Below are 18,215 nucleotides of genomic sequence, written 5' to 3' on the forward strand. Positions count from 1 at the left end.
GCCAGCATGGGCGACACCGTTTTACCTAACCCAACACGCCAGCACGTCACGCTGCAAGAGATCCTTGCTAGGCGTGATTGGGAAAATCCGGCTTGCACAAACTATCAGAGGCTCCCTGCTCATCCTCCATTCAGCAGTTGGCGTAGCATTACTGCTGCACAGCAAGATGAGCCTTCTCAGCGCCTTCGTCGCATGAATGGTGAATGGAAATTTAGTTATTTTACTCGTCCCGAAGCCGTACCGGAAAGCTGGCTACGGCAGGATTTGCCTGATTCTACTCCCATTCCGGTGCCTTCCAATTGGCAACTACAGGGCTATGACACGCCGATTTACACCAACGTAAAATACCCGATCCCCGTCAACCCGCCTTATGTTCCAAAAGATAACCCTACAGGTTGTTATTCGCTCACTTTTAAAGTCAATCATGACTGGCTCAACCGCGGACAAACCCGGATTATTTTTGATGGCGTCAATTCCGCATTTTACCTCTGGTGTAACGGCCACTGGGTAGGATATTCACAGGATAGTCGTCTGCCTGCGGAGTTTGATATCGGTCCTTATCTGACCGCCAGAGAGAATCGATTGGCGGTGATGGTGCTACGCTGGTCTGACGGAAGCTATCTGGAAGATCAGGACATGTGGCGTATGAGCGGTATTTTCCGCGACGTCACGCTGCTACATAAACCAGCGGTTCACCTTAGCGATATCCAACTGACAACCCCGCTCAGTGCAGATTTCCGCCACGGTACGTTGGATATTCAGGTGAGAGCAACACTCCTTGAATCTGAGGTCAAAAACCATCGTATTCACGCCCAACTCTGGCGTGGTAATAAACTCATCGGCAATGCACACCAGGCGTTCGGTTACGATATTGTCGATGAACGCGGTGCCTACCACGACAAGGCTTCTCTCTGTATTGATGTGCCACAGCCGGAGCTGTGGAGTGCCGAGTTGCCACACCTGTATCGCGCCGTTATCGCACTGGAAACCGTAGAAGGCGAGCTAATCGAAGCGGAAGCTTATGATGTTGGTTTCAGAAAAGTTGAAATCCGCAGCGGCCTACTGCTACTAAATGGCAAGCCATTACTGATCCGTGGCGTTAACCGTCACGAGCATCATCCACAGCACGGACAGGTTATGGACGAAGACACGATGCTGCTCGATGTTATGCTAATGAAGCAGCATAATTTTAACGCGGTACGCTGTTCACATTACCCAAACCACCCGCTGTGGTATCGGCTATGCGATCGCTACGGTTTGTATGTGGTAGATGAAGCAAACATTGAGACGCACGGCATGCAGCCGATGAATCGTCTGTCGGATGACCCCGTCTGGTTGCCAGCCTACAGTGAACGTGTATCGCGGATGGTGCAACGCGACCGTAATCATCCTTCCATCATTATTTGGTCATTGGGGAATGAATCCGGCTATGGCGCAAACCATGATGCACTTTACCAATGGATCAAACGCCACGATCCGACTCGCCCCGTGCATTACGAAGGGGGCGGCGCGAATAGCCGTGCGACCGATATTGTTTGCCCTATGTACGCCCGTGTTGATGAAGACCAGCCCTTCCCCAGCGTGCCTAAGTGGTCGATCACAAAATGGGTCAGTATGCCGGATGAGCATCGGCCACTCATCCTCTGTGAATACGCTCACGCGATGGGCAACAGCTTGGGGGGATTCGCCCGCTACTGGAGAGCATTCCGTCAGTACCCTCGGTTACAGGGCGGATTCATCTGGGATTGGGTTGATCAATCGCTGACCCGCCACGATGAACAAGGCAATGCCTACTGGGCATACGGTGGAGATTTTGGCGACATGCCTAACGATCGCCAGTTCTGTCTGGATGGCCTTCTTTTTCCCGATCGCACTCCCCACCCTAGCTTATATGAAGCTCAACGGGCACAGCAGCATATTCAATTCGCCTGGCAGGCTGAATCCCCGTGTGAGTTACACGTCACCAGCGAATATCTGTTTCGCCATACGGACAACGAGCTGTTGAACTGGAGCATTACTCTGCACGGTGGCACGCTTGCGCAAGGTTCGCTACCGTTGGCGCTTGCCCCTCAGTCCACTCAGATCCTGACGCTGTTGGAAGCACTTCCCATAGCCGATCGCGCAGGGGAGTTGTGGCTCAATGTTGAAGTCGTACAGCCCAAAAAAACTGCCTGGTCAGAAGCAAACCATCGCTGTGCCTGGGATCAGTGGCAACTCCCTACACCGCTTCATCTACCCGAAGTATCATGTTCTGGGCAGAAAAAACCACCAGTTCTACAAGCATCCGAGACATACATTGAAATCGTTCAGGGCGAACAGCGCTGGCGTTTTAACCGCCAAAGCGGTTGGCTAGAACAGTGGTGGACAACAGATATTCCTACGCTGCTAGCCCCCTTACAGGATCAGTTTGTTCGGGCACCGCTGGATAATGACATCGGTATCAGTGAAGTCGATCGCATCGATCCCCACGCCTGGGCCGAGCGCTGGAAATCGGCCGGGCTTTATCAATTGCAGGCGCAGTGCGTTGCCATTCAGGCTGACCAACTCGCCGATGCCGTACACATTGTCACCGAACATGTATTCTGCCATGCCGGGCAGATCCTGTTACGGAGTAAAAAATGCTGGCAGATTGATGCACATGGTGTGATGACCGTTGATGTCGACGTTGATGCTGCAACTGTATTGCCGTCACTGGCCAGAGTGGGCTTGAGCTGCCAATTGGCTGACATCACGCCTCAAGTCAGTTGGGTCGGGCTTGGGCCACATGAAAATTACCCAGACCGGCAGCTCGCCGCACAACACGGGCATTGGAGCCTGCCACTAGATGATCTTCACACGCCCTACATTTTCCCATCGGAGAACGGATTACGCTGCAACACGCGTACGCTGACATATGGAAAATGGGTTATCACCGGAAACTTCCATTTCGGGCTAAGTCGCTACGGACTAACACAACTGATGGCATGCACCCACCACCATTTACTAAAAAAGGAAAAAGGCGTTTGGCTCAATCTGGATGGCTTCCACATGGGAATCGGTGGCGATGATTCCTGGAGCCCCAGCGTTCATTGGGATGATTTGCTCACAGCAACGCATTATCACTATCGTGTCGCTATCAAACATCACCAACCGTATTAATAAAATAGTATTAAAAATAACGAAAGGGCACGGTTGCACTATCTCTTTCCATTCTAGTTGAATCCAGCACGTATATATCCGCCGTCAAAATAAATGTTGCGGATATTATGCATATCGGAGAAAACAACATGTACTACCTACATAATAAAAATTTTTGGATATTCGGCCTGTTTTTCTTTTTCTATTTCTTCATCATGGGGGCTTACTTTCCCTTCTTCCCTATTTGGCTTCACGACATTAATCAAATAAGTAAAAGTGACACAGGGATCATTTTTGCCTGTATCTCTTTTTTCGCCTTACTATTCCAACCTATATTTGGCTTGCTGTCCGATAAATTAGGTCTGAGAAAACACCTGTTATGGATTATCACCATAATGCTGGTATTTTTTGCTCCGTTCTTTATTTATGTTTTTGGCCCATTGTTAAAATACAATATCGTTTTAGGTTCTATCATCGGTGGGATTTATCTAGGGTTTATCAACAATGGAGGCGCACCGGCCATTGAGGCCTACATCGAAAAAGTCAGTCGCCGTAGCCAGTTTGAATTTGGCCGTGCGCGCCTATTCGGTTGCCTCGGTTGGGCGCTCTGCGCGTCTATTGTCGGTATCATGTTCACCATCAATAACCAGTTTGTTTTCTGGCTTGGCTCAGGTTGTGCAGTCATCCTCGCAGCCCTATTACTGCTGGCAAAACCAGAGACCTCCTCCAGCGCTCTCGTTGCCGACCAGCTAGGCTCTAACCAGAAACCATTTAACCTGAAAATGGCATTCGAACTGCTAAAAGAACGCAAAATCTGGTTTCTGACCCTCTATGTCGTCGGCGTTTCTTGTACTTATGATGTGTTCGATCAGCAGTTTGCCAACTTCTTCACCTCGTTTTTCGAGACCCGACAGGAAGGAACAAGAGTATTTGGCTATGTCACTACGCTGGGTGAATTACTTAATGCCACCATCATGTTCTTCGCTCCGCTGATTGTGAACCGCATCGGCGGTAAAAACGCGCTCCTCATCGCTGGGACGATTATGTCTGTACGAATTATTGGCTCTGCTTTTGCCGATTCTGTACTGGAAGTGATTGTACTAAAAACGCTACACATGTTCGAAGTCCCCTTCCTGATCGTCGGTTGCTTCAAATATATTACTACTATCTTTGAAGTCCGCTTTTCCGCGACGATTTATCTGGTGTGCTTCTGTTTCTTCAAACAAATATCCATTATTTTCATGTCCATCTTTGCTGGCAATATGTATGACAGCATAGGTTTTCATGGCACTTACCTGATTTTAGGCGGTATAGCCCTCTCTTTTACAGTGATATCCTTATTCACACTGTCAGGAAAAGGGCCGCTATATGTCTTGTCAGATAGACAGAAAGCACCAATAAGATAGCCCTGACGATAGAGAAATACGCTGAAATGCCGATATTTGCCAAAAATATCGGCAGATTGCACATTCTCTCACCGAACAGTGCATTTTTGTGGTTTACGCCTTTGACATGCGCAGCTCACGCCGTTATTATGCGCCCCGTTCACACGATTCCTCTGTAGTTCAGTCGGTAGAACGGCGGACTGTTAATCCGTATGTCACTGGTTCGAGTCCAGTCAGAGGAGCCAATTTAAAGAAAGCAGACGTTCACTGACGTCTGCTTTTTTGCTTTTAATCAATTGGTTATCCCCTTATTCAGGTTCGCCCTCGTTCACCAAAAAACACTCGAAGCCATACCCTTTTGCTGGTAAAAATACTGGTAAAGCTGGTTCGATTTCGTTTTTACCAGCAATCGGAGGGAGCCGTCATGTCACTTACTGATACTAAAGTAAAAAATGCCAAGCCGTCAGAAAAGGCGGTGAAGCTCACTGACGGGTTCGGCCTCTACCTGCTGGTACATCCCAACGGTTCCAAATACTGGCAGTTAGGCTATCGCTTTGAAGGGAAACAGAAGGTGTTTTCCATCGGCGTCTATCCTGCCGTATCTCTGGCTGATGCCAGACAACGGCGAGATGAGGCGAAAAAGCTGTTAGCCGCTGGTATTGACCCAAGCGCCAAAAAGCAGGCTGATAACAAAATCGTTCAAGAGAAGCGTAACAATACCCGCGCTTTCAAAACCGTTGCCAAAAGCTGGTTTGCCACCAAAACCACATGGTCGGAAGATTATCAGCGTTCGGTATGGACCCGGCTGGAAACTTACCTGTTCCCTGATATTGGTGAAAGAGATATTGCTGAACTGGATACAGGCGATCTGCTGTTTCCCATCAAAAAGATAGAGAAGCTGGGTTATCTTGAAATTGCCATGAGGGTGAAGCAGTACGCAACCGCCATCATGCGTTATGCCGTCCAGCAAAAAATGATCCGTTTCAATCCGGCCTACGATTTGGAAGGTGCTGTTCAGAAGCCGCAAACGGAACACCGTCCCGCTATCGAACTGGAAGAGATACCTACCCTATTGGAACGCATTGAAGCCTATAAAGGTCGTAGCAGGCTTACCCAATTGGCGATAAAACTCAATCTGCTAATTTTTGTGCGTTCCAGTGAACTCCGTTTTGCCCGTTGGTCAGAGATCGACTTCAAAAGCGCCTTGTGGGTTATTCCTGAACAACGTGAAGCCATTGAAGGGATAAAGCATTCAGGTCGAGGTGCCAAAATGCGTAGAAAACATTATGTTCCTCTATGCGATCAAGCACTGGCAATTTTAGAAGAGTTAAAAGACCTCACCTATGACGTTAACGGTGATGACGGCTTTATCCTGACTGGCTGTTATGATGCGATGAAACCTATGAGCGAAAACACCATCAACAAGGCACTGCGCAAAATGGGCTATGACACCAAAACCGATTTGTGTGGTCATGGTTTCCGAACGCTGGCGTGTAGTGCCTTAATTGAATCGGGGATCTGGCCTGAAGATGTGGTTGAGCTTCAAATGAGCCACATGGAAAAGAACAACGTTCGCGCCGCCTATACTCATAAGGCCAAACATCTTGAACAACGCCGCTTGATGTTGCAATGGTGGGCCGATTTTCTGGATGCGAACAGCAACGGTATGGTTAGGCCGTTTGAGTTTATTTCGATAAAATAATTATAGGCTTCTGATGGTTAAATCAATGAATACACTGACCACCAGAAGCACCTTCATAAATGCAAAATATTTCACTACAACAGTATATAAAATTTCTGTCTATTAGGAATAATTCTTACCTTAAAATTATTGTTGTTTATTAACTTATTCCAAAAAGGTATTGCCTGTTCTGTTGTTTCGATGAAGAGTTCTGATTCACCTTTTTGTTTAACGATTTCCATTACGTGCTTTACTAAACCTTCTGCTACTTTATTTTTTCGATGAAGAGGAACAACGTAAAGTTTGTATAGTTCACTTTCAAACTGTAATGTTGCAGCGCCAATAGGCTCTTCGTCATCGTCTAAAGCAACGTAGTGCAAACATCCGTCACTCCCGCCTAAATCTACAATGCCAACGCTAGGTTTAGTGTCTTCATTTTCCTTGGTTAGAATTTTTTGAATTTTCTGTAAAACCACTTCAGGTGGATTGTTAATTATTTTCATTTCACTGTCCTTATCTAAAAAAGAGTAAAACAATATAATCAGTTATCATGTTTTAAGTTATCTAAACCCATGATGCCTCATCCATTCTCCCCATTGGCGACTATGAGTACTTATGCCCTTACGCTCAGGTTCACGTCGTTCTATCTCTTCATAAAACTGTTTCCTAGTTGGTGGAATTCCACCAAGGTTTTCATAAAGGTCATGGCAACAATCCCATACAGCACGGAGTTTTTTACCTTCGGGGTAGCCTGTTTTGCTTATAGTCATTTTCATTCACCTAAAATATTACTTATATTTTTCAGTTGGTTACTCTTAAAATCACGTTTTTTTTAGCTCTTATTAAGAACCATAACTCAGCCGCCAAGATTGATTTTAACTTTAGCAGAAATCTCATCTAGCTATTCAATTAGCACTGAAACTACACCAGTTTTTAGTTTACTAATACATCCTCAAAAAATCCGCATCAGATAGCATTTTTTTGGCATCATTCTAAATTTTTTAGACAAGATTAGAAGACCTGTGAACATCGGCCTATATGAATAAGATGAGAGTGATAATTTTCGTTGCACTTGATAATGATATTTATTATCATTTATATGATTTCAGATACCTACCTATGCCGCCTTCACGCATTACGTCTCTTTTGAGGGCTGAACTTTTATAAGAGGATAAATGATGGTAAGAATTTCATTAGTTATATCACTTCTTGCTTTATATTCATTCACAGTTCAAGCAAAATACTCTGGTGCCAATAATCCCACAGATGATGTTGAAAACTGGAGCACTAATAAAAACTATAATAATAGCAAAAAACGCACATCTGAAGAATTTGTTTGCGATGGAAGACAATACTGCACGCAGATGCGATCTAAAGAAGAGGCTATTTTTTTCATCCAGAATTGTCCTAATACAAAAATGGATGGAGATAATGATGGAGATCCCTGTGAAAATGACACTCGTTTTGGTAAAAAAAGAAGATATTAAGAGAGTAATAGGACCAACTCACCTAAATCTTTATAATCAATAAAAAAGGGCTGCTAAGCCCTTTCCTCTGCCTCTGTGAGGCACTACCCATTGGTTAGAACACATAGCCCCATGTATAGGGCAAACAAACCAGTCTATAGAACTATAAACACTCCCCATGCATGGGGCAATCAGACACTTTGTTAAAGTGAATATCTCGAAAGACATATATTAAATAATACATTGTTTTTTATTGTCAAATATAACCAATAAAAATCATCAAGTTTTTTTCATGAAAAAATGTCATCACCAAATCGGATCGTTCTGGTCATAAACCCAACTAAGCCCATACTGACCTATAGCCCAGTTTTTTAGTTGGCTATGCGAAATATATTTCAATGAAGAGATATAAGTCACAACTGGCTTTAACACGCTGTATTTTTCAATGTTATCTCTATCGCTAAAATTAAGCACAGGGTTATTAACCTGACTTGATAAAGAATAAATATTCTGCAACTCAACTCAGAAAAACTCCATTTGGGAACTCGACATAAGACATTACTCATACCTACATTCGCAGCCACTTATCTAACTACCCACATAGAGCTGGGGTTATATGAATTTGAAAGTTAAGGGGCTTACCAGCCGTAGATTTCCTTGTATCGCGTTTAACAATTGACTAGCAGCAATCCTAGCCTTACATTGCAGCCAAGCAGGTACACACCTTAACGAAAAGCTATTTATGAAATAATCGCCCCTGAAAGGTACAGCAATACCAGACAAGGGCTAACCTCAACGTTAGAAGGACTAACGCTATGGCTGTCTGTCAGTTTACCTATTCCCTTCCTGAAAATCTGCATCTGGCTACTGCTTTTTTGCCATATCCAGCAACGGATGCTTATCATGTTCGATAACACACCGCTAGAACTGGAAGAAATCATCGATCAGTGTCGGGCATTAATTTACGCCATTGTTGAACTGAATGACCCCAAAGCAAAAGAAATCTTGTCTTTTGTTCTGTGGGAAAAACTAAATACATTACATCTGACCTATCAAAAAGAAGCTGCAAATTAACATTATCCATCCATATGGTTTTCAGTAACGACAAAAGGGCTGTTAAGCCCTTTTATCTGCCCCTGTGAGGCACTACCCATTGGGTAGAAGACATAGCCCCATGTATGGGGCAATCGGACACGTCATTGACATGAATATCTTTGAACGACATATATTAAATAATATATTATTTTTACTTTTCAAATAATATAAATGAATTTATTTATAAATAAATTTCGCCATGACCGCTTCTGTTGTTACATTCCCAGTATTATACCATCGTATAGTCCCCTGAGAACGAGTCATGTTTAATATGTTAGTTATTGCCTGTTCTAAACTGGAAGGTTTGGATACGAACGTATAATGCCCCTGATAATACCCAAAGGCCATAATAAACAACATCCTCATTAAATCGGCATCATCCGCATCAGACGTTGAGAGCAAAACAGGAAGGCTTACTTTTGAGTTATAAGAACTATTATAATATTTTAATGGCTGCTGACTAATCACGTTGCCTCCAATAAGAAAGCCTCCGATAATCCCTGTATTCTTAAAATGATATTGCTCTATCAATTGAGCGATGGATTCTCCTGCATATTCATTATCCAACGCTGCCCCTGCAATCCATGTATAAGAAATCAGGAACCATTCCATATCAGATTGCGTTATAACTGTTTTCTTTGTCGCTGCTCCGGCTGAAATCGATGCACTGACACTCGATGAAACACTGGCACTTGTTGACGCCGAAACAGAGGCCGATAGACTGGCACTACTCGAAGCACTCAAACTTGCCGATGTTGAGGCAGATTTAGACGTAGAGATCGATGCTGATTGGCTGGCACTGATACTATGACTTGTTGAAGCACTGATTGACAGGCTTACGCTTACAGAATTTGATGCTGATGTTAAGGCCGATAATGATGCACTGGTTGAAGTGCTTAAACTTGCTGACACTGAGGCCGATTGAGAAGCTGATACCGAATTCGATATAGACGACGATATCGACTTACTGACGCTCACCGATGCCAATGTTGACGCTGATTTACTGGTAGACAGTGAGGCTGACGTACTGGCAGATTTGGATGCAGAGGTTGATATTGCCGTACTTGCCGCGACTTCTGCCTCTGAGCCTTCTCGCAGTTCCCCAAGGTTCAACGGAAAAGCCAATGTATTTTTTAGGATCTGCATAGAGATAGGATAGGTTTCCTGAACACTTCCATCCGGTTTGGCACTCATCAGATACGCATCTGCTGTGTCGAATATGGTACGGATCTGTTGAACGGTTTCTCTTACCGCCGCATCGTGTTTTTCATTGCGGTAAAAGCTCAATGCGGTGTAGGCAATACCAGTAGCAATCCCAAACACTAAAACAATTTCTAATACTGAATATCCTTTTTTATTTTTCATTTTTACACCTTATTATTTAATCGATAACTGATGGTTTTCTCTGGTCTGCATGGTTTGTCGATAAATGTCATAACTGACATTAACGAGTTTTTCTTTTTCAGCAGAACCACCGGAGGAATGAACGATATCCCCACCTGATTGATAAAGGGCGTAGGTTTTTGGATAAACAAAATGATTGACTACAATGGTGTTATCTTTGCCTGATTTACATAACACTGCTGTTTTATCCGTCACGATAGTGTTTCTGTTCCATGTGGTTCCAGAAGCAGGCGGCGTTAATGGTACATATTGATTATTGACCAGCACTTCAAAATATTGGCCTGCTAATTGGGTCGCCAATGCCGCACAGGACTTATCTGGCACATGGCTTAGCGTTAACTTTAAAACATTAGCACCAGTGTATGTTGGGTTGTATTCCAATGAATAGATACTACCTACCGGAGCCTTAAAAATACTATCGACTGATAGTGCTTGTGATGTAAACCCACTGGCTAAAAATAAGCATAGCCACCTTGTTTTACTGAATGACATAATTCCTCCTGAAATTTTTACGTATACTCAGGAGATAATCAATTTATTTTATGTTGACAAGTATCTTCGGTGTTATTTTATTTTTTAATGTTGCTAATTTAACTCACACCTTTTATGATTAATCCGATAAATAACCATCAGGATAATAAATCATGAGTGAAGCACTAAAAGTATTAAACAATATTCGGACGCTGCGTGCTCAGGCGCGTGAAACCGATCTGGCAACATTGGAAGAAATGCTGGAAAAGCTCACTGTGATTGTAGAAGATCGCCGTGAAGAAGAAGCCAGCGCACAGCAACAAAATGCTGAACGTCAGGCCAAAATTGAAGCCCTTCGTGCTCAACTTCTTGAAGATGGCATTGATCCATCTGAATTGCTTGGTTCTGCTTCTGCAACCAAGTCAGCAAAATCCAAACGTGAGCCTCGCCCGGCCAAATATAAATATGTCGATGAAAACGGCAATGAAAAGTTATGGACAGGTCAGGGACGTACACCTAAAGCGATTGCTGCTGCTATTGAGAGCGGTAAAAAACTGGAAGAGTTTGAGATCTGATTATTTAGATCAATCTGCAACCCTTTGCTATGGGTTGCAGATGCGAAAAAAAATCACTTCGAGTCTTTGAATAATGGAAGATTTTGAGATTGCCTCCATCGTTTTACAAATTTAACGATCCCTTCTGGAGTCCCATCATTATCATCTTCTGGATAGTAAATAATGCCATTACCATCTGGATGCCCAACTAGTTTTTCAAAATGGCTGACCCATTTATAATGTTCATCCTCGGAAGAAGAATTAGCTTCAACAATGTCTCTAACAAATTGAAGAAAATCCTTTTCAGTATAATCATTGATAGTGAGTTTTAGTATTGTCATGAATTCTCCTTGGATTTGGAATGGATAGCGACATGCCTTTTAGGTGTGGCAATAGATAGGTTATCAATATCGTAAACGCTACCACCATCAACTATGCGTATTTTATGGTGAATTTCAAATACTTTCCTTCCTCCATACTGTTCTTTTGGCACTGCGTAGGGCGAACGACCTTTTTTAATCAGTGCTTTATTAGCAGGAGAAAACTGCTCAATTAACTCAGGACATTCTGCCACAGCCAGCCAAAACGCCTCCCTGAAATCATCAAAACGTTCAAATTTTTGGCCTCTCAGTTTATCCGCTACCTGTGCAGGCACTGGCGCACCTAATCCTGAACTGGCGGCTTCCAACCATTTACCTTCACCACTCAATACCTCACCTTTTCCTGTTACAGCTCCGGGTTTATTCCGCGCTGATTGCAGATAAACATAAACTGGTTTTACACCAGAGTCAGCCGGAAAAACTAATATCCAGTCATTAAAATCCTGCTCATCCGGCACGGGAAACGGGGGCGTGGAGGTTTCTATTTCATCACCCGGGATCGGATAAATGAGTATAGTGGGTTGGTCAATCGGGTTTACCGGGCTACCTGTATGTGTAACAGGCTCTGCTCCTTCAGGTTTTTCCGGGGTCCACGTTATGGTTGGCCCATCCACTCCGGGCGCGGGGGTGAAAGTATAACCCTGAACCTTCGCATCCCATACCATATTAGCAACACGTACACCTTCATAGGGCGTTCCCTCGCCCGTATGAACACCATACACCTGCATCTTGCCATGAATATCGGGACGCCAGAAAAACCGGACGCGCGTCGTTGCCGTTTCCCCTGCCCAGCCTTTACGCCGTAACTCATCCTCTAACCAGTGTTCATCTCGTCCCGGAACCTTATCACTGCCTGCCCCAGCAGAAGGAATATAGAGTGCTGAGGCTAATGCACCAATATACGGCACGCCCCTAGCTGCGCTCAGCACACCACCCAGCGACCATTCTCCCCAGACTTGTGTCATGACCCCTGTAGCCGTCAGTAAACCGACACCTGCATTGGCAACAGTAGGCTCTTCCTGTTTCTCCACGGCGACGGGATGAACAACCGATTTAGACGTCGGTAGCGGAGAATGCGTTTTATCATCCGTCGCAACCAACAAATCAAACAACGTTTTATACCAAGGCTCTAGCTCAGGGGCTTTAGTAGATGATGGTGCAGTAGCGACCGTTTTCTTTTCTTTCTTCTTAGCCACCTGCGCATGTTGAACGACCTCATGGCTTTCGTCATGATGACCATAACCACAGCAATCATCTTGCTCAGACTGGGCAAACAGCACCATGTCCCCGAAATTTTTAACTGGCTCTTCTTCTGTTCCAGCCTTCGTACAACCGTCAGCAAGCAAACAAGATTTCGCGTAAACAGGGGGAACCGTCAGCATTGGTGTTAATGCCAGCAATGGCGCACGGGTTAATGCTGCCTGTTTAGCGCAGTCCTGAACGGGAGAACGATGGGGTGTATCACCAATAATAACGTTGCCACTGCCGGAGACAATGACACCGCCGCAATTGATACCATCTCCAATACGCGCAGCATTTTTGCCGTTAATAATAACGGTGGATGAACCTTCGGCGATTTTTCGGGAATGAACACCATGTGGTGCATTGGGACAGGGACAACCATGAAGCAGAACAGCATCACCTTGTCGGGCGGCAGGCTGACCATTAATAATTACATCAGAACTGCCTTCGATTATCGGGGTTTCAGGGAAGCAGTCATGACCACTTCCGATATCGTTAAGACGGGCAGCACCCGGCATGTCATTCTCCTTTGACAATAAACTTTTCCTCTTGAGGACGGAATTCTGGGCACTTTTTATGGGAGATTCAATACCGGAACCGTTAACAGATAAGGAAACAGCGATGCGTCATGATAATTTTACTTATATAAGAACATTATTTTAAATATCCTGTTTCAAATCACCCACATTTCACTTTTGTTATATTGATATATTTTGGTATCGGACGGCAACTTTCCTTTTCACCTTTTTCGCCCCCGCCGTGGGTCGTACAATGTGAACCCATTTCATTGATATTGTATTGAGGGACCCAAAGTTTCTCATCACCATACGGATTGGTTCGTACTTGTCCGTTCCAAAATACGGCGATCGAGGCATAATATAAAACAGGCTCAACCCCGGCAGGACATGTTCCCCCATCAACCGTAATTAAACCACCGCTATTTGTCCCCCATATGCCAGATTGACAAGAAAGTGTAGCGCCTTTATCGTCCTTGCTAATTAGCCCATCAGGTGAACAACTTGCTCCCGCCACAGCAGTCGATTTAACCTGTAAATATTGCCCTGAAACAATACCTGATGAAACGATATTCCCTGATGCCACAATGTCGCCTTTGGCTAAACTATCGCGCGAAGGCAATAGTGTTAGATCTCCTTTTATTCTTTGGCTTCCTACAACATCTAATTTCATTGATGAAGGTGATGATGTTGTTCCGGTAATTGAGATGAAATTATTTTTTCCTGATTCATCTTCGATTCTTAATGGTATCGCGTTATCAGAAGAACAACTGGAAAATGTGCCACAGCCTAACCATAATCTTCTCTCGTTTTCTTTACCAACAATGAGTGCACCACGAGATCTGACACCTTGTTCGCTTTCCAGCCATTGATTAACTTTCACGATATTGTTAAACGTCGAATAACCATCAACAGTTAATTGATTTTGAACCTTAAGATTATTACTGAACGTTCCATTTTTGCTCTGCACAATTTCAGTCGCGTTGAGATGCGTTCCTTCCACAATACCGGATGAGGATAATCGCTGGCTTTTGATCGTTCCAGATGCGGTAATGTCTTTTACATTGTCGATACTCTGGCCGCCCATATTCAGATCCCCTGTCATCGGCAATGTTCCATCACGGCGTAGGTAAACCGAATACATCGCACTGTCGTATCCAACACGATAGGCCAGCAATCCTGCTGCATTGATGCCACTATAGCTATTTTGGTTCTCAGTCCATTGACCACCCGTACCCGATGCAACAGTAGCAGATTGCGTCATGCCACTATCGATACCAGAGGCTTGCATAGCACGGCCTAACAAGTCATAGCGAATACGGTTTCCTTCAGACCACGGCAGTGTTGTAATAACCAGTCCGTTAATAACGTAGTTAGGTGTCGTCCCAGCGCGTTTCAACAGTATCTTATAAGAGGATTTTTGCATGTTGACGCCAGTATAACCCGCAGGTAACAGCCCTTCATTCACCAACGTCTGATAAGTGATTTCACAACCGTTAGCCGTACAGTTTCGTGGTCCCGGATCGCTGCTTTGGCTGCTACTGGATGAGAGCGTTGAAAGTTTGTCATAACGGATACTGATATAACGGTTTACCGCCTCCCCCATCTGTTTCATTTGAGCGCCTACGGTATTCGCCATGATGTTTTCTTGATTGCTTTTCATGTCCTGAAACTTCATGAAAGCTATCGCTACGCCAACACCTAACACCAGCGTTATTTCCAATAAGGAAAACCCTTTTTTATGTTTAATCATTTTCATCGTCCTTTTTATTTTCACGTACTATTTAATTAGCAAAAATAAAAAAGTGGTCAAGATATCATTGACTCTTACTCATAGATAACTTATTCAATAAGTCCGGCTAACTGACGAACGGCTGACGCGAGGGAAATAGATTCCATATTCAGTTCTTTAACACACTCCTTTCTTCCATCAGGATACACTTTTACCAACTTTCCGTCTGAAATATAATGGATAGCCATTCCAGCCCTGAACACCTCCTTAATCGCTTTCTGTGATGCTTTCTTGGCAATTCGACTTAATACCGCTGTATCCTCAAGTGGATTTTTCTTTGATTTTTTCTTTTTCATAACCATTTTCATTGACATCTTATTGATTGCTAAAAAACACAAAATCCTGTGCGTCTGTTTTATTTCACATCACTCGCCAGAACTTTCATAAAAAATGTACTGATAGCAGTAAAAATCACCTCGAAATCTTTGATGGTTGAATGCGTAAGCCCATCGATAAAAGACTCACTGATAACAGTGAAAACATGATCATTAGAAATATAGTCACCATTTTTATTTATTATATCGTTAATTTTACTTTCAGAATCCAAATCCAATACAGCATTTGGCTTAAATTCTCTTATCTTATGTAATAAGACATGAATAAAAACCCTGACAACCCAACCATCTTCATTTTCTATTCGTTTAAAAAAAGATTTTTTAAACGAAATGATATGTAGATTGCTCGCTCTGCTTTTTCTTATTGAGTAATACATGCCAACTCCTTTTTATAAATTATCAACCCTCATTTAAAATAGCTCTGCTCTTATCGGAGAGCATGGTGGTCGAAACCTGTCCACCCCGCCAGTGTTATGAAATATGTATTTATAACTATAGCATCGTAAGTAAAATACACGATAACACGAGGTCTATGATGCTGCCTGTTTCGGATTTATATTTATAATGCAATTAATGCATTGTTAATTTCAAATTTAATTCATATTAAAATATATTATTGATATTTATTTCAATTAATTTCTAATATAACAGTCAGACACGCTATAATCACTGTTCTTTGATATAACACTTAACTCTCGTTTTATTAACGAATATCCTGTATCCTAAATCCGATTTTCAACCATCAGGATAAATAACCATGAGTGAAGCTCTCAAAGTATTAAATAACATTCGTACCCTGCGTGCTCAGGCACGAGAAACCGATCTGGCGACATTGGAAGAAATGCTGGAAAAACTCACCATTATTGTTGAAGAGCGCCGCGAAGAAGAAGCTAAAACCCAACAAGAACAGTCAGAGCGTCTGGCAAAAATTGAAGCCCTTCGTGCCAAACTGTTAGAAGATGGTATCGATCCGGCTGAACTACTTGGCTCTTTTTCTGTCACCAAGTCGGCAAAATCTAAACGCGCTCCTCGTCCAGCTAAATACAAATATACCGATGAAAACGGCAATGAAAAGTTATGGACAGGTCAGGGTCGTACTCCTAAAGCCATTGCTGCTGCGCTAGGGAATGGTAAGACTCTGGAAGATTTTGAGATCTGATAAAATAACTCCTTGTTGTATTCGATACAATGAGGAGTTATTTGATCGGACAGGCAGTTCAGTGCCAGACGTAGACTTTGCTAACACAGTGTTATGTTAGTCGAAGGGAATTAGATCAAAGATTAGGAGGTCATAAATATGAGTCGTTTGATACTAAATGTCCCCTTTAGCGAGAAGGATGATGCAAAGCAGAAAGGTGCCCGATGGGATCCAGAACTAAAAAAATGGTATGTGCCAACGGGAAAATCAAGCCTGCAATTCATCCCATGGATACCTGAACTTACAGATAATAAGAAATATCACTTATTCAATGAATATTACTTCATTGGTGAGAATGAGCGTCTATGCTGGAAATGTGGGGAGTTAATCAGCCTGTTTGCTTTCTGCCTTCCACGAGGTCATAAATATCTGACCATTGATTACCTTGATCCAGATGATGAAGCGATTGAGGACTCCAGCGAATGGAGCTATTATGACAACTATCTCTTTCGCGGCAAAAGTGATGGTACTTGTTATTCGTGGTCTACCAGCCCTTGCTTTTCTGGAGTCGCCAATATTACTGACGTGACTCCCCGTGCATTAGGTTATATTAGGCACTTTACAACGAACTGGCGTCCCGGAAACAGTAAAATGGCAGGTTATAGCTATTATGCTAATCATTGTCCACATTGTTCAAGGTTGCAGGGCGACTTTATGATTTTCAGTGAACCCGGAGGAGCATTTCTACCTTCTACCCAAAAAGAGGCTTCAAAGATCAAATTACACAAAATAGATGAGCCTGTATTTTTAAAAGGTGGAACCTGTTTTACAACATGCGACTTTTATGAAGATATGACACACGTAATTTAGCTGGTAGACTCTGTGAAAATATTGCTAGTTAATTTTCACAATATCTACTTCTCGCTCAGAGACGATAGCCATATTCTGTCACGCATTGCCCCTTACCAGCTATCGCGCCCTCTGGGGCTTGCTCAACAGCTCACCGACCTAAAAACAAGTTTTAGGTCGGCTCACCGTTCGGACGTGAAAAGGAAAACTACTGTTTGGATTTATTTAAGACATTTTCAATATAAGTTTGGCCTTGTGCTCTGTAAGATTCGATATCGTTTTCATGAAGATTCGGGATATCAAGCAGAATCCCAAAGACCAATTCCTTATCTACATAACCAATATCACATCCTAAGACTTTGGCAACCTCTGCACCGAAAATAATTTTCTGGCGCGTGTTTTCTTTTTTCGTTTGCTGTTTCTTTTTAGCTTCCAAGAAATATAATCGTTCCTGTGCTGCTGCAAGTTGTTGTTTTATCGTTTTTGTTGTCATATTTAATTATCCCAATTTTTTCTATTTTTATTGTAAGGGATATTCGCATAGTCATCATTATTCAGTTTTTTCTTGATTGATTTTATTTTCATCTTGAACTGTTGTTTAATCTGGCGCTGCTTTGCTTGTTCCCTTATGTTAACTACTATTTTTTCTGCCTCTAAATAGGCTTGTTCTGTATCGGTATAAACACCTTCATCAAGCAGTTTTTTCGCTTCCCAATCAATGGCTTCATCATTATTTTTATACATTACACCTCCTTGTATTTGTTGTATATTATCCTTTACCATATTTTGGA

18 protein-coding genes and 1 tRNA gene are annotated in these 18,215 nt (G+C 43.1%); 9 read left to right on the plus strand and 10 right to left on the minus strand.

The genetic code is table 11. The features are described 5' to 3' along the window. The first annotated feature begins 6 nt into the window (after positions 1 to 6). From A8F97_RS09945 to A8F97_RS09960, 4 genes are all read left to right on the plus strand, one after another. Positions 7 to 3,138, plus strand: a complete 3,132-nt coding sequence (locus tag A8F97_RS09945; protein WP_033071301.1) for a beta-galactosidase — start codon at positions 7 to 9, stop codon at positions 3,136 to 3,138. A 128-nt stretch (positions 3,139 to 3,266) separates the two neighbouring features. Continuing rightward, a complete protein-coding gene (locus A8F97_RS09950; RefSeq protein ID WP_014699429.1) occupies positions 3,267 to 4,523 on the plus strand; it encodes an MFS transporter in 1,257 nt (418 codons plus the stop codon). A gap of 148 nt (positions 4,524 to 4,671) precedes the next feature. Continuing rightward, positions 4,672 to 4,747, plus strand: a tRNA-Asn gene (locus tag A8F97_RS09955). A 179-nt stretch (positions 4,748 to 4,926) separates the two neighbouring features. Beyond that, a complete protein-coding gene (locus tag A8F97_RS09960) occupies positions 4,927 to 6,204 on the plus strand; it encodes a tyrosine-type recombinase/integrase (RefSeq protein WP_033071300.1) in 1,278 nt (425 codons plus the stop codon). Positions 6,205 to 6,278: 74 nt separating this feature from the next. Here the strand turns inward: A8F97_RS09960 and A8F97_RS09965 are convergent, their stop codons facing one another. After that, complete coding sequence (locus A8F97_RS09965) at positions 6,279 to 6,686, minus strand: GNAT family N-acetyltransferase (RefSeq protein ID WP_033071299.1); 408 nt, start codon at positions 6,684 to 6,686, stop codon at positions 6,279 to 6,281. 672 nt (positions 6,687 to 7,358) lie between these two features. Between A8F97_RS09965 and A8F97_RS09970 the strand changes: the two genes are divergently transcribed. Then, positions 7,359 to 7,670, plus strand: a complete 312-nt coding sequence (locus A8F97_RS09970; RefSeq protein WP_227001601.1) for an excalibur calcium-binding domain-containing protein — start codon at positions 7,359 to 7,361, stop codon at positions 7,668 to 7,670. 882 nt (positions 7,671 to 8,552) lie between these two features. Next, positions 8,553 to 8,723, plus strand: coding sequence for a hypothetical protein (locus tag A8F97_RS24425; protein WP_162939883.1), 171 nt, complete (start codon positions 8,553 to 8,555; stop codon positions 8,721 to 8,723). Positions 8,724 to 8,921: 198 nt separating this feature from the next. Here the strand turns inward: A8F97_RS24425 and A8F97_RS24495 are convergent, their stop codons facing one another. Both A8F97_RS24495 and A8F97_RS09980 read right to left on the minus strand, forming a co-directional pair. Beyond that, on the minus strand, positions 8,922 to 10,109 hold the full coding sequence (locus tag A8F97_RS24495) for a hypothetical protein (RefSeq protein ID WP_183042258.1): 1,188 nt from the start codon (positions 10,107 to 10,109) through the stop codon (positions 8,922 to 8,924). Between the two features lie 12 nt (positions 10,110 to 10,121). Continuing rightward, a complete protein-coding gene (locus A8F97_RS09980) occupies positions 10,122 to 10,640 on the minus strand; it encodes a hypothetical protein (RefSeq protein ID WP_127087901.1) in 519 nt (172 codons plus the stop codon). Between the two features lie 152 nt (positions 10,641 to 10,792). On the opposite strand from A8F97_RS09980, the gene A8F97_RS09985 reads away from it, so the two are divergent. After that, on the plus strand, positions 10,793 to 11,194 hold the full coding sequence (locus tag A8F97_RS09985) for an H-NS family histone-like protein (protein WP_005969621.1): 402 nt from the start codon (positions 10,793 to 10,795) through the stop codon (positions 11,192 to 11,194). A gap of 53 nt (positions 11,195 to 11,247) precedes the next feature. Here the strand turns inward: A8F97_RS09985 and A8F97_RS09990 are convergent, their stop codons facing one another. From A8F97_RS09990 to A8F97_RS10010, 5 genes are all read right to left on the minus strand, one after another. After that, positions 11,248 to 11,514 carry a bacteriocin immunity protein gene (locus A8F97_RS09990; RefSeq protein WP_005969624.1) on the minus strand — a complete coding sequence of 89 codons (267 nt, stop codon included), beginning with the start codon at positions 11,512 to 11,514 and terminating at the stop codon, positions 11,248 to 11,250. Then, complete coding sequence (locus A8F97_RS09995) at positions 11,511 to 13,313, minus strand: S-type pyocin domain-containing protein (protein WP_033071295.1); 1,803 nt, start codon at positions 13,311 to 13,313, stop codon at positions 11,511 to 11,513. Before A8F97_RS09995 ends, A8F97_RS09990 begins: the two co-directional genes overlap by 4 nt. A gap of 160 nt (positions 13,314 to 13,473) precedes the next feature. Next, complete coding sequence (gene pilV / locus A8F97_RS10000) at positions 13,474 to 15,063, minus strand: shufflon system plasmid conjugative transfer pilus tip adhesin PilV (protein ID WP_033071294.1); 1,590 nt, start codon at positions 15,061 to 15,063, stop codon at positions 13,474 to 13,476. A gap of 89 nt (positions 15,064 to 15,152) precedes the next feature. After that, positions 15,153 to 15,398, minus strand: a complete 246-nt coding sequence (locus A8F97_RS10005) for a hypothetical protein (protein ID WP_033071998.1) — start codon at positions 15,396 to 15,398, stop codon at positions 15,153 to 15,155. 59 nt (positions 15,399 to 15,457) lie between these two features. Further along, positions 15,458 to 15,814 (minus strand): hypothetical protein, encoded by a 357-nt coding sequence (locus A8F97_RS10010; RefSeq protein WP_033071293.1) that lies wholly within the window; start codon positions 15,812 to 15,814, stop codon positions 15,458 to 15,460. A 380-nt stretch (positions 15,815 to 16,194) separates the two neighbouring features. Here A8F97_RS10010 and A8F97_RS10015 point away from each other — a divergent pair, with 380 nt between their 5' ends. After that, the gene (locus tag A8F97_RS10015; RefSeq protein WP_033071292.1) at positions 16,195 to 16,596 is read left to right on the plus strand and encodes an H-NS family histone-like protein; all 402 of its coding nucleotides are present in this window, start codon (positions 16,195 to 16,197) and stop codon (positions 16,594 to 16,596) included. A 138-nt stretch (positions 16,597 to 16,734) separates the two neighbouring features. Next, positions 16,735 to 17,445 carry a DUF5710 domain-containing protein gene (locus A8F97_RS10020; protein WP_050512646.1) on the plus strand — a complete coding sequence of 237 codons (711 nt, stop codon included), beginning with the start codon at positions 16,735 to 16,737 and terminating at the stop codon, positions 17,443 to 17,445. A gap of 187 nt (positions 17,446 to 17,632) precedes the next feature. Here A8F97_RS10020 and A8F97_RS10025 read toward each other — a convergent pair whose 3' ends face one another. Continuing rightward, a complete protein-coding gene (locus A8F97_RS10025; RefSeq protein WP_033071291.1) occupies positions 17,633 to 17,917 on the minus strand; it encodes a conjugal transfer protein TraD in 285 nt (94 codons plus the stop codon). A gap of 2 nt (positions 17,918 to 17,919) precedes the next feature. Continuing rightward, positions 17,920 to 18,168 carry a hypothetical protein gene (locus A8F97_RS10030; RefSeq protein ID WP_033071290.1) on the minus strand — a complete coding sequence of 83 codons (249 nt, stop codon included), beginning with the start codon at positions 18,166 to 18,168 and terminating at the stop codon, positions 17,920 to 17,922. Positions 18,169 to 18,215: the final 47 nt, after the last annotated feature.

Origin of the sequence: Pectobacterium parmentieri (assembly GCF_001742145.1) — a bacterium.
GTDB classification, from domain to species: Bacteria; Pseudomonadota; Gammaproteobacteria; order Enterobacterales; family Enterobacteriaceae; genus Pectobacterium; species Pectobacterium parmentieri.